General features: G+C 36.5%; 17 protein-coding genes, 1 tRNA gene and 1 other annotated feature. Of the genes, 2 read left to right on the top strand and 16 right to left on the bottom strand.

Annotated features, from left to right (window positions below; all coding sequences use genetic code 11):
- Positions 1 to 18: 18 nt before the first annotated feature.
- The 7 genes from IGK21_RS03750 to rplU all read right to left on the bottom strand — a co-directional run bounded on the left by IGK21_RS03750 (position 19) and on the right by rplU (position 7,465).
- A complete protein-coding gene (locus tag IGK21_RS03750) occupies positions 19 to 1,008 on the bottom strand; it encodes a mannose/fructose/sorbose PTS transporter subunit IIA (protein WP_010719802.1) in 990 nt (329 codons plus the stop codon).
- Between the two features lie 98 nt (positions 1,009 to 1,106).
- The gene (locus IGK21_RS03745) at positions 1,107 to 1,598 is read right to left on the bottom strand and encodes a mannose/fructose/sorbose PTS transporter subunit IIB (RefSeq protein ID WP_010719803.1); all 492 of its coding nucleotides are present in this window, start codon (positions 1,596 to 1,598) and stop codon (positions 1,107 to 1,109) included.
- Positions 1,599 to 1,793: 195 nt separating this feature from the next.
- A complete protein-coding gene (locus IGK21_RS03740; RefSeq protein ID WP_034698796.1) occupies positions 1,794 to 4,619 on the bottom strand; it encodes a sigma 54-interacting transcriptional regulator in 2,826 nt (941 codons plus the stop codon).
- 442 nt (positions 4,620 to 5,061) lie between these two features.
- On the bottom strand, positions 5,062 to 6,171 hold the full coding sequence (locus tag IGK21_RS03735; RefSeq protein WP_034698793.1) for an acyltransferase family protein: 1,110 nt from the start codon (positions 6,169 to 6,171) through the stop codon (positions 5,062 to 5,064).
- Positions 6,172 to 6,477: 306 nt separating this feature from the next.
- The gene (rpmA, locus tag IGK21_RS03730) at positions 6,478 to 6,771 is read right to left on the bottom strand and encodes a 50S ribosomal protein L27 (RefSeq protein WP_010719806.1); all 294 of its coding nucleotides are present in this window, start codon (positions 6,769 to 6,771) and stop codon (positions 6,478 to 6,480) included.
- A gap of 12 nt (positions 6,772 to 6,783) precedes the next feature.
- Positions 6,784 to 7,128, bottom strand: a complete 345-nt coding sequence (locus tag IGK21_RS03725) for a ribosomal-processing cysteine protease Prp (RefSeq protein ID WP_010719807.1) — start codon at positions 7,126 to 7,128, stop codon at positions 6,784 to 6,786.
- 28 nt (positions 7,129 to 7,156) lie between these two features.
- Positions 7,157 to 7,465 carry a 50S ribosomal protein L21 gene (rplU, locus tag IGK21_RS03720; RefSeq protein WP_010719808.1) on the bottom strand — a complete coding sequence of 103 codons (309 nt, stop codon included), beginning with the start codon at positions 7,463 to 7,465 and terminating at the stop codon, positions 7,157 to 7,159.
- Between the two features lie 19 nt (positions 7,466 to 7,484).
- Positions 7,485 to 7,560 (bottom strand) — a sequence feature (ribosomal protein L21 leader region).
- Positions 7,561 to 7,701: 141 nt separating this feature from the next.
- Here rplU and IGK21_RS03715 point away from each other — a divergent pair.
- Positions 7,702 to 8,355, top strand: coding sequence for a uracil-DNA glycosylase (locus IGK21_RS03715; protein WP_010719809.1), 654 nt, complete (start codon positions 7,702 to 7,704; stop codon positions 8,353 to 8,355).
- A gap of 145 nt (positions 8,356 to 8,500) precedes the next feature.
- On the opposite strand, the gene IGK21_RS03710 is transcribed toward IGK21_RS03715, so the two are convergent.
- The 5 genes from IGK21_RS03710 to IGK21_RS03690 all read right to left on the bottom strand — a co-directional run bounded on the left by IGK21_RS03710 (position 8,501) and on the right by IGK21_RS03690 (position 12,525).
- On the bottom strand, positions 8,501 to 10,120 hold the full coding sequence (locus tag IGK21_RS03710; RefSeq protein ID WP_034698791.1) for a SulP family inorganic anion transporter: 1,620 nt from the start codon (positions 10,118 to 10,120) through the stop codon (positions 8,501 to 8,503).
- A 132-nt stretch (positions 10,121 to 10,252) separates the two neighbouring features.
- Positions 10,253 to 10,612 carry a DUF1304 domain-containing protein gene (locus tag IGK21_RS03705; protein ID WP_034698788.1) on the bottom strand — a complete coding sequence of 120 codons (360 nt, stop codon included), beginning with the start codon at positions 10,610 to 10,612 and terminating at the stop codon, positions 10,253 to 10,255.
- Positions 10,613 to 10,995: 383 nt separating this feature from the next.
- Positions 10,996 to 11,069: transfer RNA gene (locus IGK21_RS03700), tRNA-Arg, on the bottom strand.
- A 159-nt stretch (positions 11,070 to 11,228) separates the two neighbouring features.
- Positions 11,229 to 11,915 carry an O-methyltransferase gene (locus IGK21_RS03695; protein WP_034698785.1) on the bottom strand — a complete coding sequence of 229 codons (687 nt, stop codon included), beginning with the start codon at positions 11,913 to 11,915 and terminating at the stop codon, positions 11,229 to 11,231.
- Between the two features lie 70 nt (positions 11,916 to 11,985).
- Positions 11,986 to 12,525 carry a signal peptidase I gene (locus IGK21_RS03690; RefSeq protein ID WP_010719813.1) on the bottom strand — a complete coding sequence of 180 codons (540 nt, stop codon included), beginning with the start codon at positions 12,523 to 12,525 and terminating at the stop codon, positions 11,986 to 11,988.
- Between the two features lie 218 nt (positions 12,526 to 12,743).
- Between IGK21_RS03690 and IGK21_RS03685 the strand changes: the two genes are divergently transcribed.
- Positions 12,744 to 14,594: a GHKL domain-containing protein gene (locus IGK21_RS03685; protein WP_034698783.1), complete on the top strand. Its 1,851-nt coding sequence runs from the start codon at positions 12,744 to 12,746 to the stop codon at positions 14,592 to 14,594.
- A gap of 145 nt (positions 14,595 to 14,739) precedes the next feature.
- Here IGK21_RS03685 and IGK21_RS03680 read toward each other — a convergent pair whose 3' ends face one another.
- From IGK21_RS03680 to IGK21_RS03665, 4 genes are all read right to left on the bottom strand, one after another.
- Positions 14,740 to 15,744: a lipoate--protein ligase gene (locus IGK21_RS03680; RefSeq protein WP_010719815.1), complete on the bottom strand. Its 1,005-nt coding sequence runs from the start codon at positions 15,742 to 15,744 to the stop codon at positions 14,740 to 14,742.
- A 10-nt stretch (positions 15,745 to 15,754) separates the two neighbouring features.
- Positions 15,755 to 16,495, bottom strand: coding sequence for an MBL fold metallo-hydrolase (locus IGK21_RS03675; RefSeq protein WP_010719816.1), 741 nt, complete (start codon positions 16,493 to 16,495; stop codon positions 15,755 to 15,757).
- 65 nt (positions 16,496 to 16,560) lie between these two features.
- Complete coding sequence (locus tag IGK21_RS03670) at positions 16,561 to 17,358, bottom strand: DUF975 family protein (protein WP_010719817.1); 798 nt, start codon at positions 17,356 to 17,358, stop codon at positions 16,561 to 16,563.
- Entirely contained in the window at positions 17,358 to 18,440 is a 1,083-nt protein-coding gene (locus IGK21_RS03665) for a M42 family metallopeptidase (RefSeq protein ID WP_034698780.1), read from the bottom strand. Before IGK21_RS03665 ends, IGK21_RS03670 begins: the two co-directional genes overlap by 1 nt.
- Positions 18,441 to 18,469: the final 29 nt, after the last annotated feature.

Below are 18,469 nucleotides of genomic sequence, written 5' to 3'. Positions count from 1 at the left end.
AAATATTAGTTTTTTGAATTATGCTTTAGATAATTCAGACTTAGCTTTTTTAAGAATTTCGTCCATATTGTCGCGAGAGTCATTTGGTACTTTACGTACATCAAATTTAACTCCTTTGCTTTCTAGTTTTTCAAATGCCTCTACGTCTTCAGGGCCCATTGATAAAACTTTACTTACGACAACTTTCCCAACTGAGTGGGCCATTGAACCTACGTTTAATTCTTGGATGTCAACGCCGCCTTCAACAGCTGTCAACACGTCTTCAGGATTTTCAAACAATAGCAAAGCTTTTGTATTCCCAAATCTTGGATCTTTAGCAACTTCGATCATTTTAGAAATTGGGATAACGTTTGCTTTAACCCCTGGAGGAGCAGCTTGTTCGATCAATTTCTTACGTAAATCATCTTTTGATACAGCATCTGAAACAACGATGATCCGATTTGGTTGAACAGCTTTTGTCCATGCAGTAGCAACTTGACCATGTAATAAACGTGAGTCAACACGTGCTAAAACATATTTAATCTTACCGTCGCCAACTACTGTTCCTTCAGGTAATGCACCTTTAGGTTGTCCATCAGAAACTTCTGCTTTTGGTGCTTCTTGTGGTTCAAGCTCTTCTGGCTTCACTTTCACACCATCTTTTGCTGTTTCAATGATATGTGCTGCAATTTCTTGAGCAGATTCCATTGAAAAACGTGACGCATAAGCTTCGATCAACATAGGCAAGTTCAAACCACTAACAATTGCCCATTTGTCTTTGTGTTCTTCAAACAATGTGTTTGATTGATTGAACGGTGTTCCGCCCCATAAATCAACTAAGAACAATACTTCGTCTTGATTATCAAAAGAAGCAACAGCCTCTTCTAATTTGGCTCTCAAGTCATCTGGACCTTCGCTTGGTTTTAAAATGACTGCTTTGACGTTTTCTTGTTCGCCAAAAATCATTGAACCTGATTGCAAGATACCTTCAGCAAATTGTCCATGACTTGCAAGGATAATCCCTACCATATTTATACCTCCTACTTCTTTTTGTTGTAACAAATCAAATATTAAAATAATTGCTAACCATTACAACAGATGAATTTGACCATTTTCCAACAACAATATTATGCCTTTTTGGCTTTTGCTAGTAATTCCATCAAAAGGATCTTTCTATCTGCGGGTACTTTGCGAATTTCTAATTCTACACCTTGCTGATTCAAGAATTGGAACGATGCAATATCTTTATGGTCGACTGACACAAAATTTGTGATCATCGTCTTCCCCTCAGAAAAACTCATCCCACCGATATTCAATGAATCCAGCTGTACACCACTTAAGACAATTTTCTCAACGTCTTGAGGATTAGTGAATAAAAGCATCACTTTCGTCGTTGCTAGTAAACCGCTTTGATAAACTTGAATCATTTTTTTCACCGTGATCACATTTGCGATGATTCCCGGTGGAGCAGCTTCTTTTAAAAGAAACTTTCTCAATTTATCTTGGGCTACTAAATCACTAATAACAATGATGCGTTCCACGCCGGTCAATTTTGACCAGACCGTTGCAACTTGTCCATGGATCAAACGATCATCTATACGCGCTAACCGAATATCCATCAGCAAATCTCCTTTTGTTAAACTACTTCACAGAAACCCCTCTCATTTTCTGTGTGTATAACCATCTATTGGCACATTTATATAAAAGCAAGAACCGTGCCAACTTTTTATCAATACACTAAAGGGTTTTAAGGCGTTTCGAAGCAATACACAAAAAAGATACACTAATAACAGTGTATCTTTTTTGTGTATTTTTCATTTAGTGTATTCATTTTTTGCCAATTCATTACGAATCAGCTTTAATGAATAATAAACTTCAGATGAAGGTGTTTCAAATCTGATGGTCTTTTCCAACAGGGATAACAATTGTTGGATAGACGAAAACAATGGATCTTCCATCGCTTTTTCCAGTTCGTCTGATTCAACATTCAATGGCTCGTTTAATAAAATCCGTTCAATCATCCCCACTGTGTGTAAAACTAAATTGATTTTAAAACTATATCCATGATTCTCAATCGATAGCTTCTCAGACACTTGATCACTAAAATTCCATAAAGGATCAATCAATTTGGTTCCATTGATAAATGTAAAATTTTGTTCAATAAATTTCACACAAGTCTGTTTTGCAGTTTCTTCACTCAATGGCACTTCTTCTGTTTCATCTAATTCTGCCTCAAGTAATAATTGATCTAAAATCAACTCGATATTTTGATCGATAAACCGCTCCAATGGAATAAACGGCGCAGCAATCTGCGGATCTGTAATTCCAGTAGTCGCAATGACTTGGTAATTTTCGATTAATTTAGGCAATTCTTTTTCCAATTCTAAAACAGAGAGTGCCAAAACAGTCAACTCGACATCTTGCCGTTTACTTACAGAACGTTCGATCAATTCTTTGATTCGTTGTGCGGTTCCTTCACCAGATGCACAAATAGCTAAGATGGCTTTTTTTCTGAGTGCGGTCGGTTCAGGTGTTTTTTCCATCGAAATTTCTGCATAACCACGGAAATTTTTCAAGGAATCGTATAACATATCTAAATCCGTACCTAACACAGAAACTTTGCGAACCGTCTCTAATACCAAAGAGGTCGTCACCATGTCAACTGTCCGCACAGGAATTCCTGTATCTCGCTGAATCTGAGAATTAAATGAAGCAAGCGAACCCATATCCACTAATAAGATCGTTCCACTGCCTTCATCTACCTCTTGCACCATTCGTTCGATCCGACTAAGCGCCGTTTTAGGATCCATATCCAATGGCATATCGACCGCTCGTACATTGTCTGCATCTAATAATTGTTGGACCACTTGAACCATGCTGCTTGCTGTACTATTCCCATGAGCTGCCACGACTACCCCAATACGACCGCTTGCTTGATTTGCCCTTAGCGACACAAGCAAGACAGTGAGATAGTAATCTTCGCTATCTGGAATCGTTACTTGGAAATACTCCTCAATATACTTTCTAACTTCTTTCGCTACTTCATATTCCACTGGAAAATCAATTGCCATTTCACGTATATTATCATTCGTATGGCGCTCTTCACCGATATTGATTCTTTTTAAAAAAGAACTGATATGCAGACTCATTGCGTAGATAAAATTTTGCTGAAACTCATATGGCAAGGCATTTTTTACCATTATATATATTTGATTGGTGACTTCGATGATTTTAGGATCAACAAACTCAGCTAGTTTATTATCGGCATTGAATGAGAATCCATGATCCTTGTAAAAAGATTTCAAATGGATGTTGATATCCGTTGAAATAAAATGATTGATGGCTTCTTGATCTAATCCGTCAGACTTTAATAGCGCTGCTTTGTCCCCAATAATGTCATAAAGATTATAGGGTAGTTCATAAGAATCAGATTGAATCTTCATGATTGTGTCGTTAGGGTACACCGTAATTTTGGGCTCCAATAGCTTCGATAGTTCGGACATCGCTACTCGATTACTTGCTAATTGGATCAATCCACTTCTAATCCCTTCCGTCAAATCATCGATCGTAATCGAAATTTCTGGAGAATTGATATGATTTAAAAAACCACGAGCGCAAATCAATTGGATATTCGATTTCAACTGACCGATGTTCCCATAGGTTACACTACCGATCAACGCTTTAACAACATCTTCAGTTAGCGAAATTTGCCGCTGGATACGGTTGGCTTCATGGGCGATCATAATTTTAACCAGGTCGATTTTTTCATTTGCAGGGCGTTTTTCAAAAGATGGCAACTTGATATTGATCGGTATTCTTCGAACAAAGGTCTCTAATAGAGAAGAACCAGGATCCTCAGTTGTTGCACCCACGATCCGAACATTTGCTTCATGAGATTTTGTTGTTTCTCCTAATCGACTATAGGTACCATGATCCATGAAGTAAAAGATCATTTCTTGCCCTTCAGGTGGTAACCGGTGAATTTCATCTAGGAACAACATTCCTCCATCTGCTTGGTCAATGATTCCGGTTTTTTCCTCTTCTGCTCCAGTAAAAGCACCTTTGACATACCCAAACAAGTGACTCATCAATAATTCCGGGTTATTAGCGTAGTCGGCACAGTTAAAGACGATCAACTCGTTGTCTTCACTAATGACGTGATTGGCTTTGGCAAAATGAAACATCGCATGTGCAAAGTAGGTTTTCCCCGATCCAGTTGGTCCAGTGATCAAACAATTCAGACCTCTCGGCGGATATAAAATGGCGGCTTTCGCTTGCTCAACCGAGTTTTTCATACTCCCATTTGCGCCAATGATCTTAGCAAAAATATCTTTCGTATCAATCTGAATCCTTGCTTTTTCTACTGGTACTCTTTCTTCTTTATAGCTTATGACATGTTTGGCGGTCGGTTGTTCATAGGCAACATTTTTTTGATATATGTAACGTACAGGTCGTCCATCGGTTTTCAACAATTTTCCTTCACGTACCAACTGATTCAAATCTTTACTACTATTGGTCCGTTGGATTCCTAAAACCTCAGCTATCTCTTTCGTTGTGACCCCTTGATCATATTCAATCGGTTTTAGATGAGCCGTTTTTTCTTTGACATACGTATAAATTCGATCAATGCGCTTCGCCATTTGGTTTCGCCCCTTTTTCATTAACTGGCTTCAAAACATAATACTATAAATTTAATTCCATTTCGTCAACTATTTACAGTAAATATCTCTTATTAAAAGAAGTATTGACTGGATCAGCTACTCTTTGTCTCATTAGAATTATCCAAAAACGTCCCCTTCAACTTAAAGCTTTTCTTTAAAATGATCGGATCGAAGTGCTTGCGCCGATAAACCATTTTATCTATTGTAATGAAACACAGACAAAAAAAGCTCTCCTCTTAATCAACAAGAGAGAACTTTTTTCATTGAGTTTAGTTCATTGTTTATTCAATTTATTCTGTTTATTGAGTGCTCGGATAAACAATCACTTCCAATTCAATATTTTCTAGTGAACTTTTATTAACTCCGATCGTATAACCGAAACACTTGTCTTCTATAATAATACGCTCATCATACCATCTAATTATTCTTCATTTTTACTATCAAGTATGGTCAAAGTACGGTCATAAAAAAAGCTTTTAAAATACCCATTTCCTTTTACCAAATTATCTGTTTTTTCAGGAACATTAAAATAGAGAATTTTGTTTAACGGCTTATGAACCCACTCCATTCTGCACAAAAAGAAAATACATATAGTTACTATTAGAATCGTAATACTCTGCGGTACACCAAAACTTTTAATAAACAAATCCAAATGAAGTTTATCATTCACTATTCTGACGATAGGTATATGCAACATATATATGATCAAGGATAATTCTCCAAAACTCGTAATAAACAGTCGTTTATTACTTATCAAAGCAACCAAACTACTGATTATAAGGAAGACTGCAATATAGTAAATAAATCGGAAAAAACCACCATAAAGATCTACTAATTCGCTTACATTCGCATAAGCATTTCTACCGGTCAAAAATCCCATCGTCAGTGAGGTGCCATATAACTTAAAATAAACGACAAAAAAACTTCCTGACAAAAGGAACAACGCGCACAACTTGATCTTAAAATTGTTTAGATAATTTGACATTTTTTGATAATCAATTAAGTATCCAGCATAAAAAAATGGAAAGAAAGTTAAGATTCTTGAAGAACATAGAAAATCTCCCAAATTTGCATCATATCCTGCCAAACAACCAATTACAACAGCTATGCCTAGCACCCAGTATTTGTCATATCCATCAATAACCATGCTGATTAATTGAAAAGCAAAAATAGCAAAACAGTACCATGGCAGTCCGCTTTCTGTTAAAAAGGAAAAGCTTAAAGAACCTGAAGAGAGAAAAGTGCTAATCAAAAATATAATTTTTAAAATGAAAAACCATTTGAGATATCTAAAACTTTTTCGGAAATCTTTGTTGCGAATTGTATTCTTGCTGAATAGACCAGAAACAAAGATGAATGCTGGCATATGAAACATATATATCCAATAGTTAATTTTCATTAACAAGTCGCTCTTTTGATTCGCCCGATCAATTAAATGACCTACTACAACCAGGAAAATTAATAAAGCCTTTAAATTGTCCCATTTGTACAAACGCTTTGAAACGTTATTTAAATTCATTTTTTCATTCATCACTCCTTCTTAAATCCCAGTATACAATACAACATTCACAAATAGTAGTGATTTTTTCTAATCATATGTTGTTATACTTCAAATGAGAAACGTTTTTTATTTTTTTCAAACCGATCATTTAGAATGACGTTCGTTTTTTAATATGTAATTTCCATTTTAACTAATGATAAGCACAGGATTTTGAATAAAAAAATAAAGAATGGTATTGATTCTTATGTTTAAGCACCTTTTTTGTCAACCGTTTTCATTAAAAGTCATAAAAAAAGCTCTATCCTTTACGTAATAAGGGATAGAGCAAACTGTTCATTAAGCTTCTTGAGCTACTGGATAAACAGACACTTGTTTTTTGTCGCGGCCTTTACGTTCGAAACGTACTACTCCGTCAACTTTAGCAAATAAAGTGTCGTCTCCACCAATACCCACGTTCACACCTGGATAAATTTTTGTACCGCGTTGACGGTAAAGAATTGATCCACCTGTAACTGTTTGTCCGTCAGCGCGTTTAGCACCTAGACGTTTTGATTCTGAGTCGCGTCCGTTAGATGTAGAACCGCCACCTTTTTTGTGGGCAAAGAATTGTAGATTCATTGATAACAACATGGTCTGCACCTCCTATTTATCATTAATTGTTTTAATTTGGATATATTCTGAATTTTCAGCTTCTATCGATTGTAATCCCAACAAGAGATTTTCTAATAGAATCTCGGCAATATTGTTTTGCTCTTGTGTCAATCCTGAAGTGACTTCGGTATATAAATAACCGCCCTCTTCTTCATTCATTTCGACAATTGGTTCAAAACCAGCTAATGAGGCAATCCCATTGACAGTACTGATCGCTAATGCAGAAACTCCTGCACAGACGATATCACTCCCATAAGGACCAGCATCAGCATGCCCTGTCAAAGTAAATGAAACGATTTGACCAGCGTCATTACGTTTAAATGTTCCTTTGATCATTATTCAGGCCTTCTTTCTCAAGCGCTAATTAAGCGTTGATCGCGTCGATAACCACTTTTGTGTATGGTTGACGGTGACCTTGTTTACGGTGTGAATGTTTTTTAGGTTTGTATTTGAAAGTAACGACTTTCTTTTGTTTGCCGTGTTTTTCAACAGTACCTTCAACAGTTGCACCAGAAATAATTGGAGCGCCTACTTTTGTAGTTTCGCCACCTACTAAGATAACTTCGTCAAAAACAACTTTTTCACCTGCTTCAACGTCAAGTTTTTCAACGTAGATTGCTTGTCCAACTTCAACTTTTACTTGTTTACCACCAGTTTTAATAATTGCGTACATGCTATAAAGCACCTCCTTATAATAGACTTAGACTCGCCATCCAGAGTGACAGTTACCTGTACTTACAAACTCGTTCTGTGCGGTTGTAGCTGTGGAGTCCACAATTACAACAGTACTAGATTACCAGAAACTAGCGCATTCGTCAACTCTAGATTCTAGAACTTTTCTTAAGTCAATCAATCGCAATTTTCACTTTTGCTCATTATAATGTTAGTGAAGACGAAGGAGGTAAACGAATGATCTATCCTGATGAATTGGTTCAAGAAGCAACGATTCGTATGCAAGGTCGTGCGGTAGAAGGTTTCGTTGCTGGTCAAGGCCCACTCCACCCAAAACTCATGCTGGTAGGTGAAGCTCCTGGCAAAACAGAAATCGATAATCATATTCCTTTTAGCGGACAAGCAGGCAAAGAACTAATGCAAACTCTTGCTCTAGCTGGTTTGACAAGAGAAGATGTTTATATTACTAGTGCAGTCAGAAGTCGACCTTATCGGACAGTCCAACGACTCAATAAACGAACTCAGCAAGCAGAAACTGTTTATCCGAATCGGACACCAACAAAAGCGGAAGTATTCGCTCATGCGCCGATCCTAGATTATGAAATCGAACATGTCGAGCCCCATTTGATTGCTACATTAGGCAATATCGGTTTGCAACGGTTATTAGGTTCTGCTTATACGATCTCTAAAAATCATGGTCAGCTTTATACTGGGCCTATTTTAAAACTGAATCAACAAAAAGATGCTTACGAGTGGAGTGATAAAAGCTACCAGATCCTCCCGCTTTTCCATCCTGCAGCTATTTTTTACAATCGAACATTAGCTGACGTGATCCGCAAAGACTGGCTTACCTTAGCAAACTATCTCGAGAAAGATCCTAGCAATCAATAGCCACAGCTTCCATAGGTAAAAAATCCCGAAACAGAAAAAAGCTGTTTCGGGATTTTTGAATTTTTATAGCTTATTTTAATTAAACACTGCAAAAAACACTTTGTTTGCCCTGCTTCTCAAAAACATTTCTCCTGCTCATGACTGATTACGTATATTGTTCATGCAGCGCTGAGAGTGCATGCGCTACTGTTTGGTGTTGCTCAAAGCCAGCTTTTTGCCATAAATGCTGTAGTTGTTTTTCTACTTCTGGTTGTAGCGAGGTGTAAATAATTGTTTGTTCTCGCATTTCAGCTTTTTCTTGAAACTCATCAAAAACAGCTCGGGCAGTTAAATCAATACTTGGAACACCACGCATAGAAAAAATGATCCCCTCTTTTTGATTTAGATCAGCTAATGTATTTTTTAATTTTTCAGCAGACATAAAAAAGAGTGGTCCGCTAATATAGACAACTGTCCAATTATCTAATTTTTTCGTTTCTGGCAAATCCATTCGTTCCCAATCGATTGTTTCAACCGAGATCGTGATTGCCGCACTTTTGATCACAAAGAAAATACAGCCACCGATAATACCGATGACGATCGCAATACTTAAGTCAAAAATCACAGTACATCCCATAGTAATCAAAAATAATAAGATGCCAGACCAATATCTCTTAGTGAACAAGACGTTGATCGTTTCCCATTCATTCATGCGCCAAGCAGTAACAATCAACACTCCTGCCAAAGCTGGCATAGGAATGTTTGACATAATTGGTGCAAAAATAATCATAGATAAAAACAAAACCAAAGCATGAATGATACCAGCTAAACGAGTCTGTGCCCCTGATTTAATTGCCACACTTGTTCGGGCAATCGCAGCTGTCGCTGGAATGCCTCCAAAAAATGGTAAAACTAGATTTCCGATTCCTTGCGCAACAAGTTCTTGGTTGCTGTCCAATGGTTTGTTTGCCATTCGTCCCGCAGAAGCACCACAGAGCAAACTTTCCACCATGCCAAGCAAGGCAATGCTAATCGCTGGCACCATCACTTCTTTTAAAGAATCAAGATGAAAGGCTGCAAACGTTAAGCGATCGCTACTGATCAACGTCTGTGGGATTTTTCCCACGGTTGCTATCGGCAAGTGAAACAAGAACATCGCAACCGTTGCAAGAATAATTGCCATCAAAGAACTTGGTATAGTTTGAGCCCATTTTTTGGGGTAGATAATCATTCCGATGATCACTAATAATCCCATAATAAAGGAGGAAAAATTTATCGAAAAGCCAAAGGTCTGATAGCTGAGAAACTTCTCAATCACATTTGCACCTTCTGAATGGACACCAAACAAGTTATCCACTTGACCCAAGGCAATGATAATAGCAATTCCCGAAGTAAATCCAGTAATCACTGGAGCTGGAATAAAAGAGGTCAATGTTCCTAATCTAAAAATGCCTGCCACTAGCAATAATAGTCCTGCTAAAAATGTCGCCAGTAACACCCCAGACATCCCTTGAGTAGCTGCAATCGACATCAAGATCGCAGCCATTGCGCCTGTTGGTCCTGAAATTTGATAAAAACCACCTGACAAGCCACCAATAATAAGTCCAGCAATAACCGCTGTAATTAATCCTGCCGCAGCATTTGCACCACTGGACACGCCAAACGCCAACGCTAAAGGTAAAGCTACTGCAGCTACAGTAATACCAGCTAATAAATCTTTTTGGAATTTTTGACGATCATATCCGTCAAATTCTTCATTTAGTAAAAAAATATACTTTTTGAACAACCTAGAGACTCCTTTTTTATAAAAATTTTATGAAACACGCAACTACTAGAATAGCATATTTTTCTAACTCATGTCAGCTTTTTCACAAAGTTATAGGCGTTTTCATGAAAATTTTTATAAAATAAGATTAACTCAAATCAAAAGAGTCAGTAATCCAATGATTGCCAGACCACCTTGTTTCAAAATAATTAGTTTGTCACTAGTGATACTACCGTAAGCTGCGACCAGTACAATATAAATCAATAACAAACTTGCCATTTCTTTTGGTGCAGACGAAATATAAATGGCATAAAATAAACCAATACCTAACAATCCATTATAAACACCTTGATTTTTAAATAACGTTTGTACCGACGAATTACTTAATTCTTTTTGACTCATTTTAAATACTCTGCCAGTTGCTTTAGAAGTTGTAGCAAAGGTTTCTAAATACATGATATAAAAAAATTCAATTGCAACTAATGTAATGATAATTTGTGAAATAATTGACATATTTTCTCCCCCTATTCATTTCTGCTTATCGGCTTAGAATAAGTATAGCCGAACCGTTCAAAAATAAAAAAACAAACACACTTGTAGCGATTAAAAAAGCCTTGGATCCCCTGATACCAAACATCATCCACCTATAGAGGATGGACTGATTTCTGCTTAAACGAAGTTAAAATACACGAATGTATGAATTTGTAGAGTAAAAATTTTACCTACTCCTTTTACTTAGAAAAACATCCAATATATTCTTTTTTAACACATACCTAGGTCCTACCTGATTAGACTGCGTATCATAAGAATACTTGCTACGTACCCATTTGGTCCAACTACCAGAACAAAGAAAAACCGGTAGAAACTTTCGTTTCTACCGGTTTTGGTTTTTTTTACGTCACAGGAGGGATTCGAACCCCCGACCGTCCGCTTAGAAGGCGGATGCTCTATCCAGCTGAGCTACTATGACAGCTTTTTCGGAACAAAAATAATTATATAGAATCATTTTGGTTCTGTCAATATGAAATAGTTATTTTATCAATAAAAAAGATTGCTCAATAGAAAGCGTTCCTCTTTTACCTAGTGTCCGACAAAAAGCAAGCTTTTTGTCGTAACAAGGTAAATACTCTTAAGGTAGATGAATTTGCTCTTTTTCTTTAGTTATCAAGATCACACCATCACCTAGCGGCACTAATGTGGAAGTCAAGTCTGGATGGGTCATGACGACCTGTAAAAATTCATTTAATTTACGATGAATGGCACGTTTGCCTCTAGGAATCTCTTCATCAGGCAATAAAATCGTTCCGCCTTGAAAAATATCATCAACCATCAATACGCCACCTTTTTTTAGCAGACGTAAACATTCTGGTAAAAACTCAATATATTTCGATTTGGCACTGTCCATAAAAATAAAATCATAAGGCCCAGTTAGTTCTGGTAAAATATCAGCCGCTTGCCCTTCTAGTAAAGTAACTTTTTCGGTTAAGCCAAGTCTTTCATAAGTTGCCTTGGCCTTTTTGATCATAACATCAAAACGATCGATCGTCGTGACGTGACCTTTTTCACTGATTAATTGAGCCATCAAACTAGAAGAAAAACCAATAGCTGCACCAATTTCTAAAACATTCTTTGGTTTTAATTGCCCTAATAAAAACTGCATGAATACGACTGTTTCATGGGGAATGATCGGTACTTCCGCTAAATGGGCTTCTTCTTCAATCAAACCAAGCTCTCCAGACAGTTTTTTCTGTTTTGTCCGCATAAAATCAACTAACTCTTCTTTTACTACCGGACGATGCATCATTTCATTACGCATAATCTGCCTCCTCTTCCAAATTATTATACGAAGAACCTGACAAATCCACAAGTTGCAAACAAATTTACACTCACTTTCCTTTTCGTTGGCTATGAGTAAAAAACCGATTGAAACTTTTCTTTTTTTCAAATTCATCTAACATGTTCCAAGCTGTAATACCGGTCAAACAAAAGGCGATGGTAAAAAATAGCCAGCGCATCCAAGTAAATGCTGACTTTGATAAAAGAATGCCAATATAGGGAATCTGAAAAATGGGCGTTCCAATGATGTATCTTCTCCCCACTACACCGGATTCGGTCTGCGTAGAACTATCTGCTTTAGTATAAAAGTCTTGATGGTCTTTTTCCACTGCGATCACTCGTCGGGTGGTTATTTGCTCTCCTGAGTTTTCATAGTACGTAATCACGTCACCAACCAACAATTCTTCTGGTTTCTTCGGACGTACATAGATCAAACTTCCTTGGCTATAGTAAGGACTCATACCACGATCTTCAATAATATGGGTTGATAGACCAGCTATTTTAGGAAGTAAAATAATGCTCAAAATGATCGCTAAAATAACAATCAGTGTAATTGAACTAATATAGGTTATTTTTTTATAAAATGGCACTAGTTTCCACTCCCTTTACTCATTTCTTCTTTCCCATCATATAATAACGATTTAATTTTATCAATTTTAACTCTATTTCTTCTACAACGAATTGAAAGAATTTTAAAAAAAATCTAAAAAAATAACTCTGGTTATCTAACTTTATGCAGGTTTATGATTGACTAGAAAACAAAAAACGTTTACCCTAAAAAAAATGTTACTTTTAGAAAGGACACATTATGAACTTTTTTAATAACATTGAATATTTTAAAAAAGCGAACTCATTAAAGATAAAATGGTTTTTCACTATTCTATTATCAACGTTATTTTTAATGATAACAGTATATTTCTTTTATTATATTTTTACTCCTTCTGATAGTGGAAAGGTCAAAGAAATAAAAAATTCATGGGAATTTTACTTAAAAAATGAACCTGATTTTCGTTTTGATAGTCATTATATTAGTTACCTTCCAACAGTTGAAAGAAATGAAACTTTTGTGATGGAAACTATATTAAAAGAAGAGATGGATGATTCGAATTTAGTGATTCGGGGAAACAACCAATGGATAAAAGTTTATTTAAATGATCAACTTTTATATGATCGAACAAATGAACAAGACCAACTTCATCCTGGTTTATCTTTGGCAGTTATTGATCTGCCTACACATTATGCTGGTGAACACTTAAAAATCGAAGTTACTTCACCATATGAAAACTATTCGGGTATTCCACCAAAAGTTTATGTTGGAAATACGGGACCAATCATCAGCTTTATTTTTTCCCAATCTGTTCCTCAAGTAGTTACCATGATCATTGCCATCTTTTTAGGAATTGGGATATTGGTGTACGCCATTTTTAAGCTTTACAAAAAAAAGACACTAGATATTTCATTGATCATTCTCAGTTGTTTTGCGTTAGTCTTAGGGTTTGAATCAATCTCTGAAGATATATTAAGCGGCATCCTTTTTGAACCAATCGTCCATTCGATTTTATCTGATACATTTACTATTTTAACTTCAGTATTTCTGGTATTGTATTATTTATCCCGAATGAAACATTATCAAAAAATATATGGTCTCTTTTGTTTTCTGCAAGTCTCCATCCAAATAGGTGTCCTTATTTATTCATTGATGACAGTAGGAGAATTAACTGAACTAATGCCCATTGTTAATGCGGTTAGTGTAATCAGTACATTAGTTACTTCGCTTGTCTGTGTTGGGGAAGCCTATCGGAATAATCGTTTTTTCATTGCTTGTACACCGTGGATTGTGCTGATTGCCATTTTCCATTGTATGCTTTATATCCAACCATCATTAGGTATTTATAATGCAAATATTAATTGGTCTACTATTCTATTTATGATTATTCTGATTATTATCATTTGTTATAATATTATCGAGTACATCATCAGCTTTGATAAGCATCAGCGAACTGTTAATTTCTTGAAAACAAAATCGGATTTACTTGAACAGCATTATGATCAGCTACGTGATCACATTCAAGAAATCAGTACATTAAGAACTGAGTTTATCCAAACTATGGAAAACTTAGAACACTTGGTCAAGGAAGAAGAAACCGATGAAGTACAAAATTATGTGCAAACTATCTTAACTAATGCTCGAAATTTTGAATTTATTTTCTCTTACTCCTCTCACCAACTCACTAATCTTATTTTAGCTCGTTATCAAGAGATTGCATCAAAGCGAAATATCAAAGTGAAGTTTCAAGCCGAACTACCAGAAGTATTGACCGTCAATGATGATGACTTGACCCAAATACTGATTCATGTCTTAGAACATTCTTTTAGAGAAACACATGCCATTGAAGATCCAATGCATCGAAAAATTTATTTATCGATGCAGGAAAAAGAAAATCAACTATTGATTCGTTGTGAACATAGCGCAAACTATGAAACGAATCTCTTTTCACAAGGAATTACAGAAAACTTTGCTGAACAAGAACAGTTTGATTTAAAAATAATCCAAGATGTGGCGGAACGTTATGCAGGAACGTTGACTCAGGAAAAAGATAGTCAGGTAGATCGTTTAATCATCCAATTGACTAAAACAAATCCCAAGAAAAGCATATAATGTCTTTGGCAGATTGGAAAATTGATTCATTGAATGAAGGTTTGAGCGGACAAAATAATATTCGTTCTCTTTCTCAAAAAAAGATAAAAAACAGGGAACACCAATCATTGGTGTTCCCTGTTTTTGACTAATGACTAACATTCGATCAATATAAAAGAGCAAGAAAATCTTCAGCTTCGATCGCACCAAAATACTTTTTGATATCAATCGTTTTTACTACATCACTTAAAACTGATTTATCATATCTTTGTCCAATCAGTTTCTCTTCGACGTCCTTTATCTCTCCTAACCCAAAGAAGTCACCAAATATTTTCACATCATCAATCAAACCATGTGACACATTCAGATGGACTTCGATCGAACCAATCGGATACCGCTTTTGTCTCGAAAAGTTAAAATCAGGTGATTTCCCATAATTCCAATCCCAATTACGATAATAGCGATCAGAGATTTCGTTGATTTTGATCCAGTCTTTGTCTGTTAGCTGATACGTATTAACCTCTGCCAGCGTTGCTACTCCAAATATTTTTAATAGAATTTCATCACGAAATTCTTCTGTTAACATCTCTTGTTTTTCTTTAGGTAAAAATGGTTTGATATTGGTCACACGAGAACGAATCGATTTGATCCCTTTGGACTCGATTTTATCTTTTTTTACTTTTAACGCATTGACCACTTCATTGATGTCAGAATCAAACATGATAGTTCCATGGGCAAACATTCGACCATTCGTTGCATACATTGCATTACCAGAGAATTTCATACCATCAATCACTAAATCATTTCGGCCTTTTAACTCTGCTCCAGATACCCCTAATTCGTGAAGAGCTTGAATAATTGGCTTAGTAACTTTAGCAAAATCACGGAAAGAATCGCCATCATCAGGCATGATAAAACTAAAGTTTAAATTTCCAAAGTCGTGATAGACGGCTCCACCGCCACTTAAACGACGAACGACATGGATGCCCTGTTGTTCAACGTAATCTCGATTGATTTCTTCGATCGTGTTTTGATTACGCCCAATAATGATAGATGGTTCATTGATATAAAACAATAAAATCGGTTCATCAACAGGCATTTCTTGGAGTAAAAATTGTTCAATTGCTAGATTGATACGTGGATCATGCTTGTCATTCGGTACAAAAATCATTGTCTTCCTCCTAGATATCAAATACTTTATCGACTTTTGCTAGTGCTACTTCTACTGTATCACCCGCAGCTTGTTGCGCTTCGTTCTGTAATTGTGTAAGATCCCCAAATTGAGGTAAATGGGTCAATACTAGCTTTTTGACTTTTGCTGCTTTCGCAAGTTCCCCCGCTTCTTTTGACGTAAAGTGCGCTTTGTGTCGTTCATTACCAGCAAACAGATAAGTATCTGCTAGAAATAAGTCTGCATTTTCAGCAAATTCTACAAAACTTTCCAAATAGCCGGAATCACCTGTAAAAACAAAGACTTTGCCAGTCGCTTCTTCGACGATCCGCATGGCATAGCACACCACTGGATGGATGGTTTCCATAAACGTGATTAAAAAAGGACCTACTTTCAATTCTTCTGCCTCAAAATAGCCACGTCCTTCTGACACGTTCGGCATTGTTAACTCATCAAAATGAAAAGTGTCTTTAGTATGTCCATAGATTGGCAAGATAGCTCCTGGTTCTTTTTCAGGATGTAGTTGCCAATAATATTGCAATACACCTAGATCAGCGATGTGATCATGATGGTAATGGCTCAAGATAACCGCATCAAGTTCTAACGGTTCAAGATGCTCTTGTAATTTTATCAAGGTGGCGCTACCAGCATCGATCAGTAGGTTAAAGCCAGCTGACTGCAATAAATAGCTAGTCGTTCCTTGATTTTTATATGGATAGGCGCCTAAGCAACCTAATACAGTTAATTTCATGATCGTTCTCCTTTCAGAATCAATGTAATAGAATCCTGTTTTTTCTGTGAAACCTCTCTCATATTTTATGAAAAATAAGTAGCTGGGGGTTCTTTTTCAAGTCTTGCTTGCTCGTAAAAACCTGCAATGGTCACATTGACATAGGCGATAACCCACAATAAACCAAAGAACAAGGCTAGGGCTCCAACAAGGTACCACCCGATAAATGAAAGTTGTAATAGGATATAAGTACCTAAACGATCTTTTAATAAATACCACGCGTATTGCAAACACTGGATGATTGAAAGTTCTGGGTAATCAAATTTAGTCCAAGCCGCAAATTGAAACAATCCGCCCACAATACTCATCAACAAAAGAGAAACAAAGGTCATGAGCAGGGTGGTCAAAACGTAACTAATGTCCAAAGCATTCCCTGATAACACATCTGTTGAAATTGTGTTTGAATTAAATAGTAATTGTGTATAAGTATTGACACCACCAATCAAAAAACCTGGTAATAAAACAAGGGCATTAATGATCCAATTGATCACAACATTGATCAAATTAATCACTAAAATAGGTCCAAAATATTTTTTTTGAAAGACGGCAAACAATAAATTACTTTTTGCTCTGCCGCCACGAACGACTACTAGCGCAATGTAATATAAGGCATATGAAAAAGCAAATAAAAGGAAATTCTCTAGTAAAAAGCTAACTATTTGTTGTTGCGTGCTATCTACGAAAAAAAATCCCTCAAAAAACATTTGAATCAAACCCGCAACAAACATCGAAAGAAAGACTAGCCAAGCATTGATTCCCCATTGTTGCGCAAGGCTAGCTCGAGCTTTTTTGCGATAATCTGAAAGTGATAACTTTGTTTCCATTAATCATAACTCCTAATCTTTTCAACTGTTTTGTGGTCTAATCGCTTCACTAATTCCGTCACTAATTTCACAGTATTCAAATAATCATCTTCATGGATCACTGAAGTATGTGAATGCAAATACCGCACCGGAACAGTAATCGCCACAGACGGTACCCCATCTCTTGTCAAATGCATCTGTCCTGCGTCTGTCCCACCACCAGTAATGACGGTGTATTGGAATGGTATATCCATTTCTTCCGCCACATCAATCACAAAATTCAACAGTTTTTTATGTGGAATCATTGAAGCATCAAAAATCAAGATTTGTGGACCTTTACCCAAAATCGAATCCGCTTCTTTTGGCGTCATCCCCGGTGTATCTCCAGCTGTTCCTGTATCTAAAGCAAAGGCGATATCTGGATTCACTAAGTGTGTACTTGTGCGTGCCCCTCTAAGGCCAACTTCTTCTTGCACATCGCTCCCTGCGAATAAAACATTGGGATGTCCTTCTTTTGCTAAATTCTCAAGAACTCGTAATGAAACAGCTGTACCGATGCGATTGTCCCAAGCCTTAGCTAGTAAAAATTTACCGCCATTCAACCGTTTATACTCAATATATGGGGTTACCATATCGCCAGGGCGAATACCCCATTCTTTTGCTTCTTTATCGCTTGTCGCTCCAATATCAATAAACATATCCTTGATATCATACGGTTTATTTCTTACTTGTGGGGTTAAAACATGTGGCGGTTTCGAACCAATCACGCCATGGATCACTTTCCCATCTTGCGTTTTGATTTCCACTTGTTGGGCTAACATCACTTGTCCCCACCAACCACCTAATGTTTGAAATTCCAAAAAACCTTTATCAGTGATCTTAGTCACCATAAATCCCACTTCATCCATATGACCGGAAATAAAAATCTTAGGTCCACCACCAGAACCATGTTTGGCGATAATACTACCTAAACCATCATAAAAAATATCTTCCGCAAAGTCTTTTGCATACTTTTTATAGACTTGTCTCACTTCTTCTTCATTGCCTGGTACTCCTTTGGCTGAAGTCAGATCAATCAATAACTGTTCTTCTTTTTTATCCAAAACGTCTCCCTCATTTCTCGTATTGATAG

It is taken from the genome of Enterococcus sp. DIV1421a (assembly GCF_051711025.1).
GTDB lineage: Bacteria > Bacillota > Bacilli > Lactobacillales > Enterococcaceae > Enterococcus_B > Enterococcus_B hirae.
This window is presented reverse-complemented; position numbering and strand designations above follow the sequence as displayed.